18 protein-coding genes and 1 pseudogene are annotated in these 21,434 nt (G+C 55.5%); 15 read left to right on the plus strand and 4 right to left on the minus strand.

Translation table 11 applies throughout. From position 1 onward, the window contains the following. Window positions 1–58 precede the first annotated feature (58 nt). The gene (gene nth, locus ACR0MQ_RS06640; RefSeq protein ID WP_170541841.1) at window positions 59–703 is read left to right on the plus strand and encodes an endonuclease III; all 645 of its coding nucleotides are present in this window, start codon (window positions 59–61) and stop codon (window positions 701–703) included. Continuing rightward, window positions 700–1,689 carry an adenosine kinase gene (locus ACR0MQ_RS06645; protein WP_480606796.1) on the plus strand — a complete coding sequence of 330 codons (990 nt, stop codon included), beginning with the start codon at window positions 700–702 and terminating at the stop codon, window positions 1,687–1,689. The genes nth and ACR0MQ_RS06645 overlap by 4 nt, the downstream gene beginning before the upstream one ends. Before the next feature lie 87 nt (window positions 1,690–1,776). On the opposite strand, the gene ACR0MQ_RS06650 is transcribed toward ACR0MQ_RS06645, so the two are convergent. Next, a complete protein-coding gene (locus ACR0MQ_RS06650; RefSeq protein WP_170776014.1) occupies window positions 1,777–2,397 on the minus strand; it encodes a cysteine hydrolase family protein in 621 nt (206 codons plus the stop codon). A gap of 481 nt (window positions 2,398–2,878) precedes the next feature. Continuing rightward, a pseudogene (locus ACR0MQ_RS06655) lies at window positions 2,879–3,900 on the minus strand (IS110 family RNA-guided transposase). Window positions 3,901–4,710: 810 nt separating this feature from the next. Between ACR0MQ_RS06655 and ACR0MQ_RS06660 the strand changes: the two are divergent. The 9 genes from ACR0MQ_RS06660 (at window position 4,711) to ACR0MQ_RS06700 (ending at window position 14,590) form a co-directional block, all read left to right on the plus strand. Then, the gene (locus ACR0MQ_RS06660; protein WP_170774782.1) at window positions 4,711–5,793 is read left to right on the plus strand and encodes an MHYT domain-containing protein; all 1,083 of its coding nucleotides are present in this window, start codon (window positions 4,711–4,713) and stop codon (window positions 5,791–5,793) included. A 140-nt stretch (window positions 5,794–5,933) separates the two neighbouring features. Continuing rightward, window positions 5,934–6,767, plus strand: a complete 834-nt coding sequence (locus tag ACR0MQ_RS06665) for an FAD binding domain-containing protein (protein ID WP_170774780.1) — start codon at window positions 5,934–5,936, stop codon at window positions 6,765–6,767. A gap of 14 nt (window positions 6,768–6,781) precedes the next feature. Further along, window positions 6,782–7,276: a (2Fe-2S)-binding protein gene (locus ACR0MQ_RS06670; RefSeq protein ID WP_093963851.1), complete on the plus strand. Its 495-nt coding sequence runs from the start codon at window positions 6,782–6,784 to the stop codon at window positions 7,274–7,276. Continuing rightward, window positions 7,273–9,690, plus strand: a complete 2,418-nt coding sequence (locus ACR0MQ_RS06675) for an aerobic carbon-monoxide dehydrogenase large subunit (protein WP_170774778.1) — start codon at window positions 7,273–7,275, stop codon at window positions 9,688–9,690. Before ACR0MQ_RS06670 ends, ACR0MQ_RS06675 begins: the two co-directional genes overlap by 4 nt. 53 nt (window positions 9,691–9,743) lie before the next feature. Further along, window positions 9,744–10,610, plus strand: coding sequence for an AAA family ATPase (locus ACR0MQ_RS06680; protein ID WP_170774777.1), 867 nt, complete (start codon window positions 9,744–9,746; stop codon window positions 10,608–10,610). Then, window positions 10,610–11,797 (plus strand): vWA domain-containing protein, encoded by a 1,188-nt coding sequence (locus ACR0MQ_RS06685; protein ID WP_480607308.1) that lies wholly within the window; start codon window positions 10,610–10,612, stop codon window positions 11,795–11,797. The genes ACR0MQ_RS06680 and ACR0MQ_RS06685 overlap by 1 nt, the downstream gene beginning before the upstream one ends. Before the next feature lie 12 nt (window positions 11,798–11,809). Next, a complete protein-coding gene (locus ACR0MQ_RS06690; RefSeq protein ID WP_480606800.1) occupies window positions 11,810–12,622 on the plus strand; it encodes an XdhC family protein in 813 nt (270 codons plus the stop codon). 106 nt (window positions 12,623–12,728) lie between these two features. Next, entirely contained in the window at window positions 12,729–13,181 is a 453-nt protein-coding gene (locus tag ACR0MQ_RS06695) for an SRPBCC family protein (protein WP_480606803.1), read from the plus strand. Between the two features lie 680 nt (window positions 13,182–13,861). Beyond that, window positions 13,862–14,590 carry an SDR family oxidoreductase gene (locus ACR0MQ_RS06700; protein ID WP_170774757.1) on the plus strand — a complete coding sequence of 243 codons (729 nt, stop codon included), beginning with the start codon at window positions 13,862–13,864 and terminating at the stop codon, window positions 14,588–14,590. A 48-nt stretch (window positions 14,591–14,638) separates the two neighbouring features. Here the strand turns inward: ACR0MQ_RS06700 and ACR0MQ_RS06705 are convergent, their stop codons facing one another. Continuing rightward, complete coding sequence (locus ACR0MQ_RS06705) at window positions 14,639–15,394, minus strand: N-acyl homoserine lactonase family protein (protein WP_480606806.1); 756 nt, start codon at window positions 15,392–15,394, stop codon at window positions 14,639–14,641. Window positions 15,395–15,435: 41 nt separating this feature from the next. Here ACR0MQ_RS06705 and ACR0MQ_RS06710 point away from each other — a divergent pair, with 41 nt between their 5' ends. The 3 genes from ACR0MQ_RS06710 to ACR0MQ_RS06720 all read left to right on the plus strand — a co-directional run bounded on the left by ACR0MQ_RS06710 (window position 15,436) and on the right by ACR0MQ_RS06720 (window position 18,542). Beyond that, window positions 15,436–16,554 carry a pyridoxal phosphate-dependent aminotransferase gene (locus ACR0MQ_RS06710; RefSeq protein ID WP_480606809.1) on the plus strand — a complete coding sequence of 373 codons (1,119 nt, stop codon included), beginning with the start codon at window positions 15,436–15,438 and terminating at the stop codon, window positions 16,552–16,554. A gap of 188 nt (window positions 16,555–16,742) precedes the next feature. After that, window positions 16,743–17,216 (plus strand): DUF427 domain-containing protein, encoded by a 474-nt coding sequence (locus ACR0MQ_RS06715; RefSeq protein WP_170471679.1) that lies wholly within the window; start codon window positions 16,743–16,745, stop codon window positions 17,214–17,216. Window positions 17,217–17,489: 273 nt separating this feature from the next. Then, entirely contained in the window at window positions 17,490–18,542 is a 1,053-nt protein-coding gene (locus tag ACR0MQ_RS06720; RefSeq protein ID WP_480606812.1) for an ABC1 kinase family protein, read from the plus strand. Between the two features lie 174 nt (window positions 18,543–18,716). Here the strand turns inward: ACR0MQ_RS06720 and ACR0MQ_RS06725 are convergent, their stop codons facing one another. Further along, window positions 18,717–19,163, minus strand: coding sequence for a thiol-disulfide oxidoreductase DCC family protein (locus ACR0MQ_RS06725; protein ID WP_480606815.1), 447 nt, complete (start codon window positions 19,161–19,163; stop codon window positions 18,717–18,719). Between the two features lie 756 nt (window positions 19,164–19,919). On the opposite strand from ACR0MQ_RS06725, the gene ACR0MQ_RS06730 reads away from it, so the two are divergent. After that, window positions 19,920–21,434, plus strand: a complete 1,515-nt coding sequence (locus tag ACR0MQ_RS06730; RefSeq protein ID WP_170774749.1) for a cryptochrome/photolyase family protein — start codon at window positions 19,920–19,922, stop codon at window positions 21,432–21,434.

Raw genomic sequence — 21,434 nt, forward strand, 5'->3', positions numbered from 1 at the left:
AAACCAAAACGCACCTTTTCAATTGCGACCGCTTGTCTGGCAGGGCATTAAGGCTCGGATGGCCAAGCAACTTGGATACCACAAGATCCGCGAGATCTTTACGCGTTTTCACGACGCCGACCCTGAACCCAAGGGCGAGTTGGAGCATGTGAACGTCTATACGCTGGTCGTGGCCGTCGCGCTGTCGGCGCAGGCGACCGATGCGGGCGTCAACAAGGCCACCCGTGACTTGTTCAAGATCGCCGATACCCCGCAAAAGATGCTGGATCTGGGCGAGGAGGGTCTGATCGAACATATCAAGACCATCGGTCTGTTCCGTCAGAAAGCCAAGAATGTGATCAAGCTGAGCCGCATTCTGGTCAAGGACTATGGAGGCGAGGTGCCGAACTCCCGCGCCGCGCTGCAATCGCTGCCGGGTGTGGGGCGCAAGACCGCTAATGTCGTACTGAACATGTGGTGGCGGTATCCGGCGCAGGCAGTAGACACGCACATCTTCCGCGTTGGCAACCGCACCGGCATCTGTCCAGGCAAGAATGTGGACGCGGTTGAGCGCGCTATCGAAGATAACATCCCGACCGATTTCCAGTTGCATGCGCATCATTGGTTGATTCTGCATGGCCGCTATCACTGCAAGGCACGCAAACCGCAGTGCCCGACCTGTATCATCCGCGATCTCTGCGAATTTGAGGACAAGACTCTATGAAGACCTACCAACTGACGGGCATCGGAAACGCCGTTGTAGACGTGATTTCCCAGGCGGATGACAGTTTCCTTGAGCTGATGGGTATCGAAAAGGGCATCATGCAGCTGATCGAGCAAGAGCGCGGCGAAGTGCTGTATGCCTCGATGGAAGGTCGGGTGCAGACACCGGGCGGTTCGGTTGCAAATACCATCGCCGGAGCGGGTGCATTGGGCCTGGATTCCGCTTTCATCGGACGCGTACATGATGACGCCCTGGGTCGGTTCTACGCCGATGCGATGAACGAGGATGGGGTGGATTTCGTAAACCCTCCGATCCCGGGTGGAGAACTGCCGACCTCTCGTTCAATGATCTTTGTCTCGCCGGATGGTGAGCGGTCGATGAACACCTATCTGGGTATCTCGTCCGAGCTGTCGTCTGAGGATGTCTCGGAAGAGGTCGCCGGCAACAGCCAGATCATGTTCCTTGAAGGCTATTTGTTCGACAAGGAAAAGGGCAAGGCGGCGTTTTTGGAAGCTGCGCGCAACTGCCACGAAGGCGGCGGTAAGGCAGGCATCGCCATTTCCGATCCGTTCTGTGTTGAACGACACCGGGTCGACTTCCTGCTGCTGATCGAAAACGAATTGGATTTTGTGATCGGCAATGAGGCTGAGATCAAATCGCTGTTCGAAACCGACGATCTGGAAGAGGCGCTGGCTAAAACGGCCGAGATTTGCCCTCTGGTCGTCTGCACCCGGTCTGGCGATGGGGTGACCGTTCTGAACGGCGACGCGCGCATCGATGTGCCAGTTGAAAAGATCGTCCCTTTGGACGCGACCGGTGCAGGTGATCAATTTGCTGCCGGGTTCCTGTTCGGCATGGCCACAGGCCGCGATTACGAGACCTGCGCACGCATTGGCAATGTCTGCGCCCGCGAGGTGATTAGCCATATCGGGCCAAGGCCGGAGGCGAATATGCTTGAGTTGCTGCGGGCGAAAGGGCTGCTTTGAGCCCAAACCTAACAGCCTTCGACACATTTCGAATGGCTGGTTTGGGCTTTAGGCAATGTGAAACAGAAGTAAAGAAGCCATTTCGGATCAGAGTAAAGAGATCGCGTTGATCACTGTTTCACGGTTCTGAACAGCGCCGGTTTGCAAATACTCCATTGCTCTAAGCGCAGCTTCATGGGCTTGCAGCGATAACCCGCCGACGCAATCCTCCACAACGCGGCAAAAGTAGTCTGATTGGTGGCCATCAACGAACGTGTAGTGCACACAGACATCGGTCAACCCTCCGCATAGTATCAGAGTATCTACCTTCAGGCCGCGTAGCAGAATTTCGAAATCGGTTCCAAAAAACGCAGAATAACGCCGCTTCGGAACTAAATAGTCACCAGTGCGATTTCCCATCTCTTCTTTGGCGACCTCTGTCCGTGGATCACCTTCGAGACAGTGTATGTCCTCATCGCCATCCAGCTCCCGGCTGAAGTCGATCCGGTCGGAACGATGAACTTCCTGAATGAAGATGACGGGCACATTGTTTTGATGTGCAGCGTCAACCAAATCGCGCGCCGCGATCATTCGTTCCCTATAGCCCGGCATGTTGTCGATTGACCGGATTGCGCTGTTATCAATGAACGTGCTCTTCTGAATGTCGATCACGATTAGGGCGGGTCGACCCTCGATTAGTTTCTTTGCATTTTTGTGTTTGGTTGTCATCTTCGACCTCAGTTTTATCAGGTCGTCCTGACTAAGCGCCGTTCCTGGCCGGTTCGTCCCGGCGGGCAGATCAATTTTGCCTAAATGTGCTAGGGCGCTTGGTCAAGGGTGTGGCCTTACTTGTAATGGGATGAATAGCAGACGTTCGCATCCAAACCGGCATTGTCGGCGTTGTCCGCGATCTAGACCTTTGACAGCGACTCGATCATGCGCAAGCAGCGAATAGCGTGTGTGGATGGCTCCTGCTTAGCAAGACATTTTTGATCCGATTTGTGCATTCGTCAGAAGCAGTCATGTGTCCGGCCTGTTTGCGCGGTTTTGACCGCTGGCTCTGATGGGTTCCGCAAACCAAGTTCCTATCAACTTTGCGGGCTGCAATGTCCGAGCCATTCGGTGGAGTATCCTAGTTTTAGCGGCTAACTTATGCACCATCATCTCGCGAGTCTTGCTAACTTATTATTGTTCCCTTCCTCTCAGCCTCTTAAGTAGCTGGACGTGGGCTCCAGGGTTCATCGCGCGTGAGGACGGCCCATACGATCCGGGCTGTCTTGTTGGCCATTGCGACCGTGGCTAAGCGGGCGGGTTTGCGTTCGAGCAACACTGTCAGCCATTTGTTGGCACGCTCAGGGTGCGACCGGGTTTGTCGGACGAGTGATGTCATGCCGACAACGAGAAGTTGCCTGAGATACTGATCACCCATCTTCGTGATCCGCCCCAGTTTTTCTTTCCCGCCGCTGGACTTGTTCGCGGGTGTCAGGCCCAGCCAGGCAGCAAACTCCCGACCATTCCTGAATTGGTGGCCGTCTCCGATGCTGGCAATGATCGCGGAGGCCGTCACAGCGCCGACACCGGGGATCGTGCGCAGCAGACGCACCCGCTCATCTTCTTTGGCTACTTGTTTCAGACGTTCTTCATACCAGCGGATACGCTTGTGCAACGCCATGAGTTGCTCGGACAGGTTGAGTATCACCTCGTTGGCAACGTCGGGCAGGTCGATAACTTCACCAAGCGTGATGTCTTCGGCAAAGCTGATCACACGGGCTAGGCTCTTGGGATGTAAACGCCAAACTCGGCGACCAATCCGCGCAAACCGTTGATCAGTTGCGTCCTTTGCCGGACCAGTAAGTCACGCGCACGATGCAGCGACAGAAGGGATTGTTGTTCCACAGTCTTGATCGCCACGAAGCGCATGGTGGGCCGGGTCACCGCTTCGCAGATTGCCTGTGCATCAATGGCATCTGACTTCCCACGTTTGACGTATGGCTTCACGTACATGGGCGGGATCAGACGTACTTCGTGGCTCAACGCCCGTAACTCACGAGCCCAATGGTGAGCCGTGCTGCAGGACTCCATGCCAATCAAGCAGGGTTCCAACTTCGCAAAGAATGGCAAAACTTGTACGTGTCGCAGCGGTTTGTTGAAGACGATACTGTCATCTTCAGCAATTCCGTGGACCTGAAACACGTTCTTCACCAGATCCAAGCCGATCGTGGTAACTTGCATCGGGTGGCTCCTCTCATGAGCAGACTTCGACACCTGCACTATGGCGCATTGCGACGCCGGTTGGAGCAGGAGCCATCCACCCCATCAGCTTTGGCAGGCCGCGACCGCGGCATCTTGAATACTCCGCGAAGGTCCGGATTGGGCCGCGAGCTGCCAATTCCAGCCCGAAGCGGACTTCGCGAACTATCTTCTGCTTGAAAAGTGAAAATTGGAAGCCGACGCGCAGCCGATTTGTCAGCACTATGCTTCAACAAGGAAAATCCCCTATCTGATAGCAGGCTGAGGCACGGCCTGAGATCTGGAAAAAAGGCACGTGGCCGGTCGCAAGGCGATATAGTGATCCGAAAATGGACAGTGTATTCGCAAAGTGTTCAAACGCGTTAGCGCCTGTTTGGTCACGTAGCCTTCGGGCCTATTGGATCTTTGCTCCGGTCTGGCCCGTACTCTAAATCGTGATCGTCTGGATAGGTCGGTAGCCGTAGGAGGCAGGCAAATTGTCTTTAGCGGTGAAGCTTGCTTGGACTCAACTTGAATTGGATGTCCAGTAATCGCCACCTTTCTTGCCTTAATCCGCAATCACTTTAACTAGGAGTGATCCCTCTCTAGCCAGGACATTTTCGTGCAAACACGTTCCGGTGTTGCTGCCGAATGGCGCGAACTCAGTGCCGGACAAAAGACAGCTTTGCAAGCCTCACTGAGATCGGTTCGAATTCCTCTGCGCGTGCTGCTGCGGTCCGGTCAGAGTAGATTGTGCCGGGAATTTCAGTTTGCTAACGTCAGACACGCGCTGGGGAGGGCGGGTACACCTATATGCTGGACTATTCGCACAACGCCTGGCTTGTGGCGGCCTCTTTGGCCGTGTCGCTGATGGCGGGATTTACCGGGCTGTATCTGACCCATGGTGCATCCCAGCTAGACAGTCAGCGGCGTAAGCTTGTGGTTGCTCTGGCGGCAGTCGTTCTGGGTGGCGGCATCTGGTCGATGCATTTTGTCGCCATGCTGGGTCTGCAACTGCCGATCCTGTTTTACTATGACGCTCTGATCACACTGATTTCTGCTCTGGTCGCGATCCTGATGGTTGGACTGGCGCTTTTGCTGCTGCATTTTCGCCCGCGCACGCCCCAGATCATGATCGGGTCTGGGGTGATCGTGGGCCTGGGGATCGTGGTGATGCACTATATCGGAATGGCTGGAATGCAGCTGTGCCGTCCCGTCTATAATGCATTGGATGTGGTGTTGGCGACGTTGGCTTCGGTGATACTGTCGGTTGCGGCCATCTGGGTCGCCTATGGTAATCGCACGCAGCGCAATATTCTTTTGGGTACGGTCTGCTTTGGGCTGGCCGTGTTTACCATGCATTTTGTGGCCACCGGGCTGACCGATTTTGTCGCCAGCGATAGCGCCGGTGGCGCGGGACCTGCGCTGGACAATCAGGTTCTGGCGATGGGTGTCACCGTTTCGGTGTTTCTGATTTGCGGAGCGTTCCTGCTGACGGGAATCTCGTTCATCGAACCAAAGGAGGCGCCTACACCCGAACGCACTGCTGAACCAGCAGCCCTGCGTGCCGGTGTTCCATTCGAGCGCGAGGGTCAGACTTTTTTCGCCGAACCCAACCGCATCGCCGCCATTCGGGCCGAGGGGCATTATACCGTTCTCTATATGGGTGCTGAAAAACTGTTCTGCCCTTGGTCGATCACCGAGGCCGAGAACCGCCTGAAACCAGACGGGTTTTTGCGTGCCCATCGCAGCTATCTGGTGAACCCCAAACACGTCTCTAGCTTTGAACGTCACAAAGACAACGGCACCTGTTATTTCGACGGCGTCAACGCGTTGACAAAGGTACCGGTCAGCCGATCCCGTTTAACAGACATTCGCGAGGCGCTTGGCCTTTGATCGCAGTTCGTGCAACCTATTCGCATTTCGTGAAACAAGCAGCGCGACCTGTTCCCGATCGCTGGAAGCCTTAAGTCACACGTTCTTTCCTACCTCGCAGGATCCCCAAGGCACACCGCTTGGACCCAGGGAGGAAAAATATGATACCAGCCGGTTTTGAGTATCACCGGCCAGGCGATATCGCCTCGGCCATTGGCATTCTACAGGAAAACGGAGATGAAGCGCGCGTGATCGCGGGCGGGCACAGCCTGATCCCCATGATGAAGCTACGCATGGCCGAGATGGGCCATCTGGTTGATCTGCAGGCCATTGAGGAATTGAAAGGCATCCAGATTGGGTCGGAAACCGTCTCGCTTGGCGCGATGGTTACGCAGCATGAATTGATCACCCATGATGGTCTGGCTACCGCCATTCCGCTGATCCGCGAGGCTGCTCTGCAGATTGCGGACCCTCAGGTGCGTTACATGGGGACTGTCGGCGGCAATGTCGCCAATGGCGATCCCGGCAACGACATGCCCGGGCTGATGCAATGCATGAACGCGACATTCGAGCTTTCCGGCCCTGACGGCACCCGCCGCGTGGCGGCACGAGAGTTCTACGAGGCGGCGTACTTTACCGCTCGTGAGGATGAGGAAATCCTCACCCGGATTTCAATCCCCGTGCCGGGCGCGGGCGTTGGTCAGGCCTATGAAAAACAGAAACGCAAGATCGGCGACTATGCGACCGCTGCGGCTGCTGTGATGGTTGGCAACGGTCAGGCCTCGGTTGCGATGACCAATCTGGCAGACACCCCCATCTGGTCCGAGAGCGCAAGCAATGCGCTGGCCGACGGAGACGTCAGCGGCTGTGTCGCCGCGATGCTCGACGCGATCGACCCGGTCGCTGACAACCGCGGCCCCGTCGAATTCAAGAAACACGTGGCTGCTGTGATGCTGCGCCGCGCCATCGACCGTGCTCAAAGCCGTGCGGTCTGAGGGGAGAAACACTCATGTCGAAAATGCACGTCAAACTCACCGTGAACGGCAAGCAGGTCGAAGGTCTGGCTGAGCCGCGCACGCTGTTGATCCACTTCCTGCGGGAAGATCTGAAAATCACCGGTCCTCATATTGGGTGCGAGACCAGCCATTGCGGCGCCTGCACCGTGGATATCGACGGTAAATCCGTCAAATCCTGCACGACCTTTGTCGCGCAAGTAAACGGTGCTGATATTACCACTGTCGAAGGCCTGACCAATGACGATGGCAGCCTGGGTGTTCTGCAGGAAATGTTCCGCGAACATCACGGGCTACAGTGCGGCTTCTGCACGCCGGGCATGATCACCCGCGCGCATCGCCTGCTGCAGGAAAACCCGAATCCGACTGAGGAAGAAATCCGCTTTGGCATGGCGGGGAACCTCTGCCGCTGTACCGGGTATCAGAACATCGTCAAGGCGATCTCAGCCTCGGCTGACATGCTCAATGCTCAGAAGGAGGCCGCGGAATGAACGATCAAACTATGACCCCCGAAGAGCGCGCCGCCAACCTCAAAGGGATGGGAAGCTCGCGCAAACGTGTCGAGGATGTGCGCTTTACCCAGGGCAAGGGGAACTATGTCGATGACATCAAGCTGGACGGGATGCTGTTCGGCGCATTTGTCCGGTCGCCTTATGCCCACGCTCGCGTTGTCAGTGTGAACAAAGAGGCCGCGTTGGCTGTGCCCGGTGTTGTTGCCGTTTTGACAGCCGAGGATCTGGCTCCACTGGGTCTGCATTGGATGCCGACGCTGGCCGGTGATAAGCAAATGGTTCTGGCCGATGGCAAAGTTTTATTCCAGGGCCAGGAAGTCGCGTATGTCGTCGCCGAAAATCGGTACATCGCCGCCGATGCGGCAGAGCTGGTTGAGGTCGACTACGAAGAACTGCAGGTCCTGACCGACCCGTTCGAGGCGTTGAAATCGGACGTGGTTTTGCGTGAAGACCTTGCGGGTCAGACCGAGGGCGCGCATGGCCCGCGTAAACACCACAACCACATTTTCACGTGGGAGCAAGGCGACAAAGACGCGACCGAAGCCGTTCTGGGCGAGGCCGATGTCGTGGCCGAAGAGATGGTTTATTACCACCGGACTCACCCATGTCCGCTGGAAACATGCGGCTGTGTTGCCTCGATGGATAAGGTAACCGGCAAGCTGACACTTTACGGCACTTTCCAAGCCCCGCACGCGATCCGGACTGTTGTGTCGCTAATCTCGGGTCTGGCCGAGCACAATATCCGGGTGATCAGCCCTGATATCGGTGGCGGCTTTGGTAACAAAGTTGGTGCCTATGCGGGCTATGTCTGCTCGGTTGTCGCCTCGATAGTCACCGGCCAGCCGGTGAAATGGGTCGAGAATCGGATGGAAAACCTTATGTCCACCGCCTTTGCCCGCGATTACTGGATGCAGGGCAAGATCGCCGCGACCAAGGATGGCAAGATCACCGGTCTCTGGTGCCACACCACAGCGGATCATGGTGGATTTGACGCTTGTGCCGATCCGACCAAATTCCCGGCCGGTTTCATGAACATCTGCACCGGGTCCTACGACATTCCTACGGCTTATCTGGCTGTGGATGGGGTTTACACCAACAAGGCACCGGGCGGTGTCGCCTATCGTTGCTCGTTCCGGGTGACCGAGGCCGCCTATTTCATCGAGCGGATGATCGAGGTTCTGGCCATCAAGCTGAACATGGACGCGGCCGAGCTACGCCGGATCAACTTCATCAAGGCCGATCAGTTCCCTTATCAGTCCGCGCTGGGCTGGGAGTATGACTCGGGCGATTATCACACCGCTTGGGACAAGGCGCTGAAAGCTGTCGACTATGAAGGTCTGCGGGCGGAACAGGCGCAACGGATCGAGGACTTCAAAGCCGGAAAGACCCGCAAACTGCTGGGCATCGGCCTGACGCATTTCACCGAAATTGTCGGGGCTGGACCGGTCAAGAACTGCGATATCCTTGGGTTGGGAATGTTCGACTCATGCGAAATCCGGATCCACCCAACCGGTTCCGCCATCGCACGGTTGGGGACGATCAGTCAGGGTCAGGGTCATGCAACGACCTTCGCCCAGATTATCGCCAGCGAGATCGGCCTGCCTGCCGATGACATCACGCTGGAAGAAGGCGACACTGATACCGCGCCTTATGGGCTTGGCACCTATGGGTCTCGGTCGACACCTGTGGCCGGTGCGGCAACGGCGATGGCCGCCCGCAAAATCCGCGCCAAGGCACAGATGATCGCGGCTTACTTGCTTGAGGTCCACGATGACGATGTCGAATGGGACGTGGATCGGTTCTCGGTCAAAGGTGCGCCTGAGCGGTTCAAGACGATGAAAGAAATCGCCTTTGCCGCATATAATCAGGCGATTCCGGGGCTGGAACCCGGTCTGGAGGCCGTAAGCTACTATGACCCGCCGAACATGACCTACCCGTTCGGGGCCTATATCTGCGTCATGGAGATCGACGTCGATACCGGCGAATGGGAGGTCCGGCAGTTCTATGCGCTGGACGATTGCGGGACCCGGATCAACCCCATGATCATCGAAGGTCAGGTCCATGGCGGCGTGACCGAGGCTCTAGCAATCGCTATGGGTCAGGAAATCGCGTATGATGAGATGGGTAACGTCAAGACCGGTACGTTGATGGACTTCTTCTTGCCCACCGCGTGGGAGACGCCCAACTACACCACCGATCACACGGTGACGCCGTCTCCGCACCACCCGATCGGTGCAAAAGGCGTTGGCGAAAGCCCGAATGTCGGTGGCGTTCCTGCGTTCTCGAACGCGGTGCATGATGCCTTCCGTCCGTTTGGCCTTGTTCAGAGCCACATGCCACATGACCACTGGCGTATCTGGAAGATCGCCAACGGTCTGGGAATGCACGGCTAACAGGAAAAGCTGCGGCGCTGGAATACGTCGCGGCGGCAATCCGGGAGAATTGCATGAGCTTGCAGCACATTCAGCAAGGCTTGGCCGAGGTGGGCTACGTTGCCGACGACCGATTGGCGATGGCGCTTCATCTGGCGCAGTTGCTTGGGCGTCCGCTGCTGTTGGAAGGGCCAGCTGGGGTCGGAAAAACAGAGGTCGCAAAGGCGTTGGCGGCACAGCGCGCGGCGCGGTTGATCCGATTGCAATGCTACGAAGGGCTGGATGCTAGCCACGCGATATATGAATGGAATTACCAGCGCCAGTTGCTGGCTATTCGTGCAAGCGAGGCACAGGGTGGCACCAGCGAGGCCCAGCTATTCACCGATGACTATTTGCTGAAGCGACCTTTACTAGAAGCGATCAGCGAAGAAGAACCACCTGTTCTTCTGATCGATGAAATCGACCGCGCGGATGAGGAGTTTGAGGCCTATCTGCTTGAGATTTTGTCGGACTTTCAGATCACCATCCCCGAGCTTGGCACCATCAAGGCGCGTTCGCGGCCCATCGTGATCCTGACGGCGAATGGGACGCGGGACCTTTCGGACGCGCTGCGGCGTCGTTGCCTGTATAGTTTCCTTGACTACCCATCGCGCGAAACGGAATTGGCGATCCTGAAAGCCCGCGTGCCCGAAGTTGAAGGGCTGTTGGCGCGCCAGATTGTTGGCGTTGTGCAGGCGCTGCGCAAAGAAGACTTGGAGAAGACCCCCGGCATTGCCGAAATGTTGGACTGGGCGGCGGCCCTTTCGGGGCTGGGTGTAAACGACATGGCGCAGTCCCGCGAAGAGGTTCAAGCCACGTTGGTTTGCCTTCTGAAAACCGCCGCCGATTACGACGCTGCTCCGCCCGAGGTGACGGATCGTTTGATCGGAAAGGTGGCGTGATGCAGGTCACCCGGTTCCCCGCTCGCGCATCTGGTTTGTCGGAACGAATGTCCGGTTTCATCGCGCATTTGCGTATGAACGGACTACGCGTCGGGCCGGCTGAAACGGGGGATGCATTGGCTGCGCTGTCGGCGGTCGAGGCGATGGATGTCAGACAGGCCCAGCAGGCGCTTTGCGTGTTGCTGGCCGGTGACGCCGACGATTGGCGGCGGTTCGATGACCTGTTCGAAGCCTATTGGTTCAACACCGGCAAGCAACGCACTGGAACCGCCCAAACGACTCATGTGCGGGTCCAATCCGCCAAGCCGATGATCTGGCAGCAAGAGAGCCAGGATGTTCAGGAATCCGAGACCGATGCGGATCAGGCCACCGCACCCGAGTCCGGCGATGGGGAGGCAATGGGGAGAGACGGGAAGCTGATTGCGACCCGTACGGCCAACCTGTCGCGCCGGGATTTGCGCGAGTTGATGGATGAAGACGCGCTGAGGCAGGCGGAACAGGCCGCAACCGCCATCGCGCGTGCGATCCGCGATCGCCGCTCGCGTCGGCAGAAACAAGCGTTACGTGGACCGGCTCTGGATATGCGTCGCATACAGCGGGCCAGCCTTGCGCGGGGCGGAGAGCCAATGGACCTGTACCGTCGCGCCCGTCCGCCGCGCCCAGTGCGGATCGTGGCGTTGTGCGATGTTAGTGGATCGATGACGGTCTATTCGCGGGTTTTTCTGGCCTTCCTCAAAGGTCTGATCGGTAGTGGAACAGAGGCGGACGCCTATCTCTTTCACACCCGTTTGATGCGGGTGACTGATGCGCTGCGCGATCATGACACGCTGCGCGCAGCCGGCCGGTTATCACTCATGGCCGAAGGGTTCGGCGGTGGGACAGACATCTCGGGAAGCCTTGAGAGGTTTCTGAACGAATATGGTGCTCGCGCATTGAACGGGCGGACGATCGTATTGATCCTCTCAGACGGTTATTGCAGCGAGTCGCCTGAGGCCCTGGGAGATGCTCTGGCTCGGATTCGGCGCAAGGCGCGGCGGATTGTTTGGCTGAATCCTCTTAAAGGATGGAAAGACTATCAGCCCATTGCCGCCGCCATGCAGGCTGCAGAACCTTATCTGGATGCACACCTGCCGGCCAACACGCTCGACGCGCTGGCGGCGTTGGAACCCGAATTCCGAAAACTGTGAAAGGACACGTCGATGGCAGGTTTCGACATTTTCGACACGATTGAGGAGTTGCGCAAAAAGGGCGATGCCTTTTGCGTGGCAACGGTCCTTCGCACTGCCGACGCAACTTCGGCCAAGGCAGGTGGTAAGGCCGTGATCATGCGGGACGGCTGTATTTTGGGGCATCTGGGCGGAGCGTGCGTGCAGCGCGTTGTACGCGCATCGGCGCAGGAGGCACTTGCGGGTGGAACTCCGAAAATGATCCGCGTGAAACCTTCAGACAAGGTAGTGGCGATGACAGACGCGGATGGTGTTGAGACCTTCAAAAGCGGTTGTCCTTCGGGCGGAACGGTCGATTTGCTAATCGAACCCTATCAGCACGCCCCGCGCTTGATCATTTTCGGAGAGTCTCCGATTGCACACGCGCTTGCCGCGCACGCGGCGCTGATCGGGTTGCGTGTTTGCTTGCCTGAAGGTTCCGAAAGCTCGGTGGAATTCATCGGTTTTGATCCAAATGACCTAAGCGCATTGGGGGTTGAACCACGCGATTTCGCGGTGGTCGCCTCACAAGGGAAGGGCGATGGCGCAGCGCTGAAATCTGCGCTTGAATCGCCAGCACGACGCGTTTCGATGGTCGCGAGCCACCGCAAGGCCAAGGTGTTATGCGAGAGGTTGGAAGCGCAGGGATTGACCGCTGAGCAAACCAGTCGGCTCAAGTCACCGGCCGGTCTGGATATCCATGGAATCGACCCGCACGAAATCGCCCTGTCGATCCTCGCCGAGATCATCCTCTGGCGGAATTCAGACAATTCCGAGGAGACGGCGCATGATGAAAAAATGGCGTAGATGGTTGCAATCCCTTCGGACTGTGAAGCCGGAACAGACCCCGGAAGAGGCGACCGAGACCGCACTTCGCGTTTTCCCAAGATGCTGTTGAGTAAAGGACTCTCAAATGGAACTAAATGACGAAATCCGTATCTCTGCTCCGCGTGACGTCGTGTACCGAGCGCTGAATGATCCGGATGTGTTGAGAGAGTGCATTCCTGGGTGTGAGGAACTGATCCAATGTTCTCCCGAGCACCTGGAGGCCAAAGTCGTGCTCAAAATCGGCCCCGTCAAAGCTCGGTTCAGCGGCGAAGTGACGTTGGACAACTCCAAAGCTCCGGATGAGTTTTCCCTGACTGGTGAAGGAAAAGGTGGCGCTGCAGGCTTTGCCAAAGGGGGAGCGGATGTCCGTCTTAGCACAGAGGGCGAGGAAACGGTTTTATCCTATAGTGCCAAGGTCACAATCGGCGGGAAAATAGCGCAATTGGGCAGCCGGTTGATTGCAGGGACTGCAAAAAAACTTTCAGCCAAGTTTTTCGACAAGTTTGGGGAAATCGTCGCCGAGCAACGCGTCGGCTAGGGTTTGGACTTCGGTAACGGGCCTTCCCAATCAAGCGGTTTTGCGCAAAATTGTTGATCCGCTGAAGCGGTGTTGTCAGGTCTATACTTGTCAGCCCTTCTATGGAAGTCGAACATGGATACTTTGAACCAAAGCGGAGCCATTCCTCACAACCTGCATATGATCGACAGCACCGTGACCCGCGCCCATCATCCACTGCCCGGCAGGGGGTTACGGCAGCAATTTCCCAAGAGGGAGGCAGCGGGCACCAAACCATGGCCGTGATGAGAATTTACACCTTGGCACACACTTTTTGCTGACATTCGCTGCAACTGCATTTTTCGTAATTGTGCACGTTCACGCACTGCAAACAATGCAGCCAGCGCTTGATCAGCAATACGGGTTGCAGACGCAGCATAGCCACTATCGATTCAAGTGCCGCTTTGGGCTCACAGCAGTCTTTCGCAACGTAGTGCATCAATGACCGCTGTGCGGACGAAGCTCCAATTCGCTACTACGCAGCATCTGGGCAGAAGAATGTTAGAAACGCGCGGAAAGTGGACTTTGCGAAATCGAGCTTGAGCCCTCAACGGACGTGCACCAAATTCGAAGAGAATTGAATTTCACCGCTTTCGGATGAAAGGGTTGCGAATTTTTTAGTTCGCAGTACCCCAGATATGGCCATGGTTGGAGGAGTGATTATGAAAACAGCGGTTGTGACCGGCGCTGCGGGAGGGATGGGTCAGGCCATCTGTCGCCAATTGCGGACAAATGGGTTTCATGTGATTGGGCTGGACCTCAGTGAAGAGCGACTAGACGAACTTGCGACAGAACTGGGTTCGGATTTCACGCCTATCTGCGTTGACTTAACGGATCCCATTGCTACCGCTCATACGTTTGATGGAATTAGGTCAGAGTATGGCGGTCTGGATGCTTTGGTAAACAACGCGGGCACCTGCTACATGTCTGACTTCCCGCACATTCCGCCCGAAGAACTCGAACAGCAGATGACAATCAACTTCAACTCTGCGTTCCACTGTTGTCAGCAGGCGGTTCAGTTAATGTTGGAACGCGAAGGCATCAAAAAGATTGTAAATATCTCGTCGAACGGAGCTTACAATTTCGATGTGTTCGACCCTCCGCACTACCGGGCGTCAAAAGCGGCGTTGGATACTCTTACGAAAGATCTCGCCCGTCGATACGCACAGGAAAAGATCTGTGTGAATTCTCTGGCTCCTGCCATGACCGAGACACCGTTGTTCAATGTATTAACTGAGGAAGTCTTGGAGAAAGCCGTTAGTGCCATGCCGCATGGTCGTGCGATGCTACCTGAGCAAATCGCCTCTTGGGTCGGTTTTCTCATTTCGCCAGCCGGTGATGTTTCCAGTGGGAATGTGATTATTCTGAACCAAGGGCGCGACGTCAGATAACTCCTAGGCGCACCGTTGCATTTATGAAAAATGGTTCACGGGGTGGGATCATCTGTAGACTTCTGGTGCTTTTTTCAGAACAGGCCACTGCTTTGGACAATGCCCATAGATTACAAAGGCATCTCGCTCGGATGCTAGACGCATCAACCTGTCTGCGCTGGCAATCGCTGCATCTTCGTCCCAAGACCCGGCAAACTTCTCGTCGATTTCTGCTGGTCGGGAAATCGCATCACTGGTTAATAAAATCGGCCCCGACGGAAGATCGACCATTACCGCGATCTGGCCAGGCGCATGACCGGGTGCCATCAAAACGAAGATACCCGGCCCAATCTCTACGTCGCCATCAACAACGAGGTAATTCTGATCGGGCCATTCCAAAGGCCGCATGTCGCCCCAGTACAACGGGCGGGGTAAGGCTCGCTCCGCAGCAGAGATAAGAATTGGACTGCTTGGAAAGTCGCCCAATGCCCCGATATGGTCGATATGGGTGTGCGTACAAATCTGCAACGTAATATTCGACGGAACGAGTCCGAGTTTTGCCAGCTGTGCGCGTGGCAGATTATCTGGTTCGCACTTCAGAACCTCGCCAAACTCGAACAATCGATCTTCTTTGACTGCGGCGTCAGTATCTGTCGCGTATTTTTCAGGAAATCCAGTGTCGATGAGTATTGCTTCTCCCAAATCTGTCCGGATCAGAAACCCGCAGATTCCTATGATGCGGCCAGTGGAATGGACCTTGAACAGCCCGTAGTCCAAAACCGCAAGGTCAATCGGTCGACCTTTGACAAATCCCTCTGCTTGCACAGACTATCTCCCTGATTGACTACAAAGATTTTGAGTAAAGCATGAAAGTCAAGATACACACGCTTTTTCAATACCTACTGGATACCACAGAAGCGGATCCAGAAGCTTTCGTTGGGTTTTCCTTGTCCGAGTCGCCGCGTTTGGGTGAGTTCATGGATGCGCTGGATCCAGCGCTGCCGTTGGATTGGAACCAAAAGAGCTTTCGGGGTCTGCCTGCATTACGACGACATGTCTTGGACCGCGCCGGCTTGTCTGATGTTTGCAAGCCAGACGATGTCCTGATCACCGCTGGCGCAGCAGAAGCCAATTATCTTGCATTCATGCAATTGGTCCAACCGGGCGATGAAGTCGTAACGGAACGCCCGGGCTGGCCACAAGTGGGAGTATTGGCAGAGGCAGTCGGCGCGACGCTCAAAGTTATCGACCGAGAAGAGAGTGCTGGTTGGTTATTGCCGCTAGACGAAGTTGAGGCGGCAGTAACAGAACGCACGCGGCTCATCTTTATAACCAACCCCAATAACCCCACCGGGCAGTTGATGACCCAAGCAGAGCTGGAAAGGCTTGTTCAAATTGCAGATCGTGTCGGCGCATGGCTGGTTGTTGACGAGGTTTATGCAGGATTGGAGTGGGTCGGATCCCGCGCCCCTTCGATTGCCGGTTTGTATCCTAGGGCTATCACGACGGGCAGCGTTTCCAAGGCACTGGGGCTCCAGGGGCTACGCACCGGCTGGATGATATGCCGTGATCCAGATCTGATTTGGGACGCTATTATTCTGCGGGAAAACTCGAGCGAAATGATGAATATACTCGGCGAAGTCATTGCCGAAATCGCCTTGAGGTCTGACCGATATAATCAGGCTATAAAAACTGCACGGGCAGCTGGGATGAAAACGCTGGAACGCCTGGATCGGTTTGTTGCCGATCAACCCAGCCTCGATTGGGTCAAACCTCAGGCAGGATTGATTGGTTTGGCATGGCTCGATGGGATTGATGGCGACGTTTTCGCCAAACGCTTGCTCGCCGATCCCTATCGGACATTTCTTTTACCGGGTTCGTCTTACGGGATGCAGAACCACATCCGACTGGGCGTGGGGGGAGGTACTGCTGCCAACCTCGACCTTGGCCTAGAGCGCATGGGCGAACTATTGGCGAACTGGTAGATTTAGGACACTCATTTCGGCTTCTCGGCCTGCAAGGCCGGTCAAAAAGTGATGCCCGATCAAAGCTGACATTGAGCGTCTTGATGGTGCAAGTTCACCCGCCATGTGCTGGAAGCTTTTCCGCTAGAATAGCGCTGGTTGCGCGCTAGTTCGTCAATGGAACAAACAATTTATAGCCAAGGTTCGAAATGACATGTTGGACAACTGAAAACGTCCAAGACTATCCGCGACCACCTGCGCTGCGGGCAGTGCCCCATCGGGTGCGTATCGAGCTCGGCGGTCAAACAATCGTGGAAACCGATCAGGCGTTTCAGGTTCTCGAAACCCACCACGCCCCCACGTATTATATTCCGCCGCAAGACATTGATGCCGTTCTGACAAAGGCCTCGGGTAGATCATTCTGCGAGTGGAAGGGTGTTGCGAGCTACTGGGACATTCAAAGCGGGGCAGCCGAGGCTAAGAAAGCTGCGTGGAGTTATACTGCACCAACCACCAGATTTGAACAGATTAAGGGCTATCTCGCCTTTTATGCCGGACTTATGGACGCTTGTTTTGTTGGTGAGTACCGGGTGATCCCGCAACCCGGGGACTTCTATGGAGGCTGGGTCACCGAAAACTTGAAGGGTCGAATAAAAGGCGCTCCGGGCACGGAATTTTGGTGAGTATTGATGACCGACCCTAAATCCTCACCAACCCCTTTGGCAGTTCCTACAAGCCGTTTGGTCCGGGTTGCCGGTTTGAGCAGCATGACGGCAGGCATTGCGGGGAACATGGCAGCACGCGCCCTAAGAGAGATCGGTCGCGGTGCGCGACCCGATATGCGTGGTTTGTTGATGACACCCGGCAACGTGACACGAATCGCGGATCAGCTTGCGCGTATGCGAGGGGCCGCGATGAAGGTGGGTCAGTTGATTTCGATGGATGCAGGTGAGGTCTTGCCGTCTGAACTGGCTGACATCATGGCGCGTTTACGAGATCAGGCGCATTTCATGCCGCCTAAACAATTGCGTGATGTCTTGAATCGAGCCTGGGGTCCAGATTGGCGAAAATCCTTCAAAGCTTTCAATGTTAGGCCTGTAGCGGCTGCAAGCATAGGGCAAGTACATCGTGCAACTATTAAAGACGGGCGCGATGTGGCGATCAAAGTGCAATATCCCGGTATCGCGCGCAGTATCGACAGCGATGTCGCCAATGTTGCTGCTCTGGTTCGCATCTCAGGTTTGCTTCCCAAGAGCTTTGATCTGGATCCGTATATCCAAGAGGCGCGCAGTCAACTGCATGAAGAAACCGATTATGAACGCGAGGGACAGCACCTGCGCCATTTTGCTGACCTCTTGCAAAATGATGAAGCGTTTGAAATCCCGGAGTACTTTCCGGATTGGAGCACTCCCGAAGTTCTAACGATGTCCTTCCTGGAAGGGCTCCCAATCGAAACGGTGAGTGATGCGCCCAGTGAGGAACGCAATCGAGTATCCGACGCCTTGGTCCAGCTCACGCTGCGTGAGGTTTTCCAGTTCGGTATCATGCAAAGCGATCCGAACTTCGCCAACTACCGATACAACCCGTCAAATGGCAAGATTGGTCTTTTGGACTTTGGCGCGACCCGAGCACTGCAATCCTCTGCAATAGACGGTTATTTACGTCTGCTGCGTGCAGGCTTGCGTAAGGATGACGCAGATCTTCGTAACGCTGCCATCCATATGAAGCTTATTGAAGGTGATGGCCCATTCGACAACAGGATCCTCGGAATGATACGTAGCGTTTTCGACGCAATCCTGTCTGCGAAGGAGTTTGATTTTGCTGACAGAACGCTCTCCAACCACTTGAACGAAGAGGGTATGGCCCTGGCCGCGGCCGGGTATGTCCCACCCCAAATGCCAATGGAAGCTCTTTACCTTCAGCGAAAGATTGGGGGGATATTCTTGTTGGCCACTCGATTGAAAGCTTCGTTGCCTGTGAAGACTCTTCTCGAAAAGTACATCACCTGAACGATCACTATTCACGCAAAACCAACAAGCCGAACAATAACAAACCTGCGCCACTGATCAGCGTGACCAACCCAATACGAAGCGTGAATAAGGCGCGAATGTTGCCAATTGCGGATTCGAGAACGTTATTGACGGGCTAATCCCGCCTTTGGAAATAGCCATAGTCTAGGTTGATCATGTTGACGAACTCGTCCTGTTATCTGGCTTCGCTCCAAAGCAAGACGCGATGCTTGAAAGCGTCGACCTTAAGGGCAGGAAAACCCGGTATGCAAGTTCTAGCAGAGGCGTTACCCCCGGTAAGCCTGCCACGCGTGCCAGCCAACGCCATTTGGGTAAAGCATCCCAGAGTTCCGCGAACCCGCGCGCACCGGACACAAGTTCTCCATCTGGTCGGCGCACAGTGAATCGATTCATCGCTTCTTGTCGCGTTAGATTTGGACCAACACGAGCATTGGGTTCTGAAACGTCGACAAACCGCAGGTGTTCAGCGCCTTGGCAAGAAGCATAATGCCCGATCTCAACTGAGCAAAGCGCGCATGATCCGTCGTAGTATACCGTAGTAAGGGATTGATCGGTGTCATCAGAATTGAGTGCAACGTCAGCATTATCCGTTTTGTACATTTTGTTTGCCCATACCTCTTGGGTTTCGCCGCTACATTTGTAAGAGCTAGCGCAAAAACCAAAGAAAAGAGGGGGCAGCTGTGGCGCACAGATGCGCTATGAAGTCGCAACTTGGGATGCTGCAATTCAGACTTAACGGCAGCTTCGCTGGAATTGCAGGCGTACCGGCAAATATGTTGAATGAGGCGCGAGGTTTGTAGTTACATCGATGATTGCCGAAGAGTACTTAAAAATCGCCGGCACAAAAGAATGACTATGGCAGTAAATTCAGTGGTTTCCGTATCGAATGATCGGCGAGGCTATATGCTGCATGAGCCTAGATTACCGATTTCGATACGCAAACTGGATGGTTCGGTTTAAATTTAGCTTTCTCCCATTAACGGTGCTTTGGGGGCGGATGTTCTGGGGTTCGCCGCCAATGGCGCCAGAGGTGCATGGTGGCATACAGATCGTTGTGGTGGTCTTTTTCTTAACCTGTACTCAGAAATCAGAATTCGAACGAGATAAAGCTGGGCCATCCGGTTCTGGGCATCGTGTTTTTGGGCTCAGTGTCGTCAACAACAATGTCACTTTCGGCTAGGTCTCCTTCTTCAGGCCAGACGCTCATCAGTGAGTTCGCGGAAACTTCCAACCTTCGAGTGCAAAAGGCCGATAGCGCCGGTGCAAAGGCTGCGTCGACAACGGAATGGAGAGGGGGTTGGAACAAAGATCCATTCTTTGCGGCCACACGTACAATACTTGAAGAACGGAGGTGTCGTGCAGGTTGTTTGGTTCAAACGGGATTTACGGGTAAATGATCATCCGGCAATAGCGCAAGCGTCTGAGGTCGGGCCAGTTCTGCCACTCTACGTGGTTGAACCAGAGCTTTGGCAGCAACGCGACGCTTCAAAACGGCAGTGGGACTTTGTTGCCGAGACAATCGCTGGTTTACGAAAAGAGCTCGGGAAACTGGGCCAGCCACTTGTTGTTCGCACCGGGCAAATTGTGTCGGTCCTTTCCGAGTTGAAAGACCGTGGTCTAATTGACGTCCTTTGGTCACACGAGGAAACAGGAAATAGTTGGACGTATCAGCGGGACCGCCAGGTCGCTGCATGGTGCAGGGATCATGCTGTACGGTGGCACGAAGTTCAGAACCATGGCGTTTTTCGCAGGCTCAAATCCCGTGACGGCTGGGCGGAACGTTGGGATAGATTTATGGCTCTGCCCATTTCTTCACCAGTTGCGCTAGAGCATATCAGCATAGAACCAGGATATATTCCCACCGGGAGCGACCTCGGCTTGGGGAACGATTCATGTACGAGTCGTCAAGCCGGTGGGCGAACTGCGGGTTTGGAACGCTTGAACAGCTTTCTGATCCACCGTGGCAAAAGATACCAACGCGAAATGTCCAGCCCGTTGGAGGGGGCCGTTGCGTGTTCGCGGCTATCGCCCTACCTGGCTTGGGGGGCGCTTTCGATGCGCGAGGTTTCGCAAGCTACTGAAAAGCAAAGACGCAGATTGCCGCCGCATGCAAAGGACTGGCGCAAATCGCTTCGCTCGTTCTCGGGCCGATTGCATTGGCATTGCCATTTTATTCAGAAACTTGAGGATGAACCTCGGATCGAGTTTGAAAACCTGCATCGGCTATACGACGGTCTTCGTCCAACGGCACCAGATGCGCAACTCTTGGCTGCTTGGTCCAACGGCGAAACCGGGTATCCCTTTTTCGACGCATGCATGCGGTCGTTGCAAGCGACCGGCTGGCTCAATTTTCGGATGCGCGCAATGGTGATGGCCACGGCGAGTTATCATCTCTGGCTGGATTGGCGGGCCCCGGGGGAGCATTTAGCGCGCATGTTTACTGACTACGAACCAGGCATTCACTGGAACCAGGTACAGATGCAATCAGGCACTACTGGCATCAATACTGTGCGGATTTATAATCCGGTTAAGCAGGGCCATGATCAGGATCCAAAAGGGTTGTTCATTAGGACATGGGTGCCGGAGTTATCCCAAATCGCGGATCAGCACATCCACGAACCCTGGAAAGCTCAAAACGCGAAGCAAATCCTTGGAAAACTCTATCCAGAGCCAGTTTTTGACCATCTCGCGGCAGCCAAGGCCGCGCGCGCGCGGGTTTGGGGCGTCCGCCGAAGTGCGGAGTTTCGCACCAAAGCACGAGCCATCGCGACAAAACACGCAAGCCGAAAGACAAGACCGAATGCTCGCAGAGGCCCGCGGGCGTCTCAAGATCAAAAGCAACTCGCCCTGCCTTTGGGGGAGCAGTCATGA

This window comes from Ruegeria sp. AN6, from assembly GCF_056540425.1.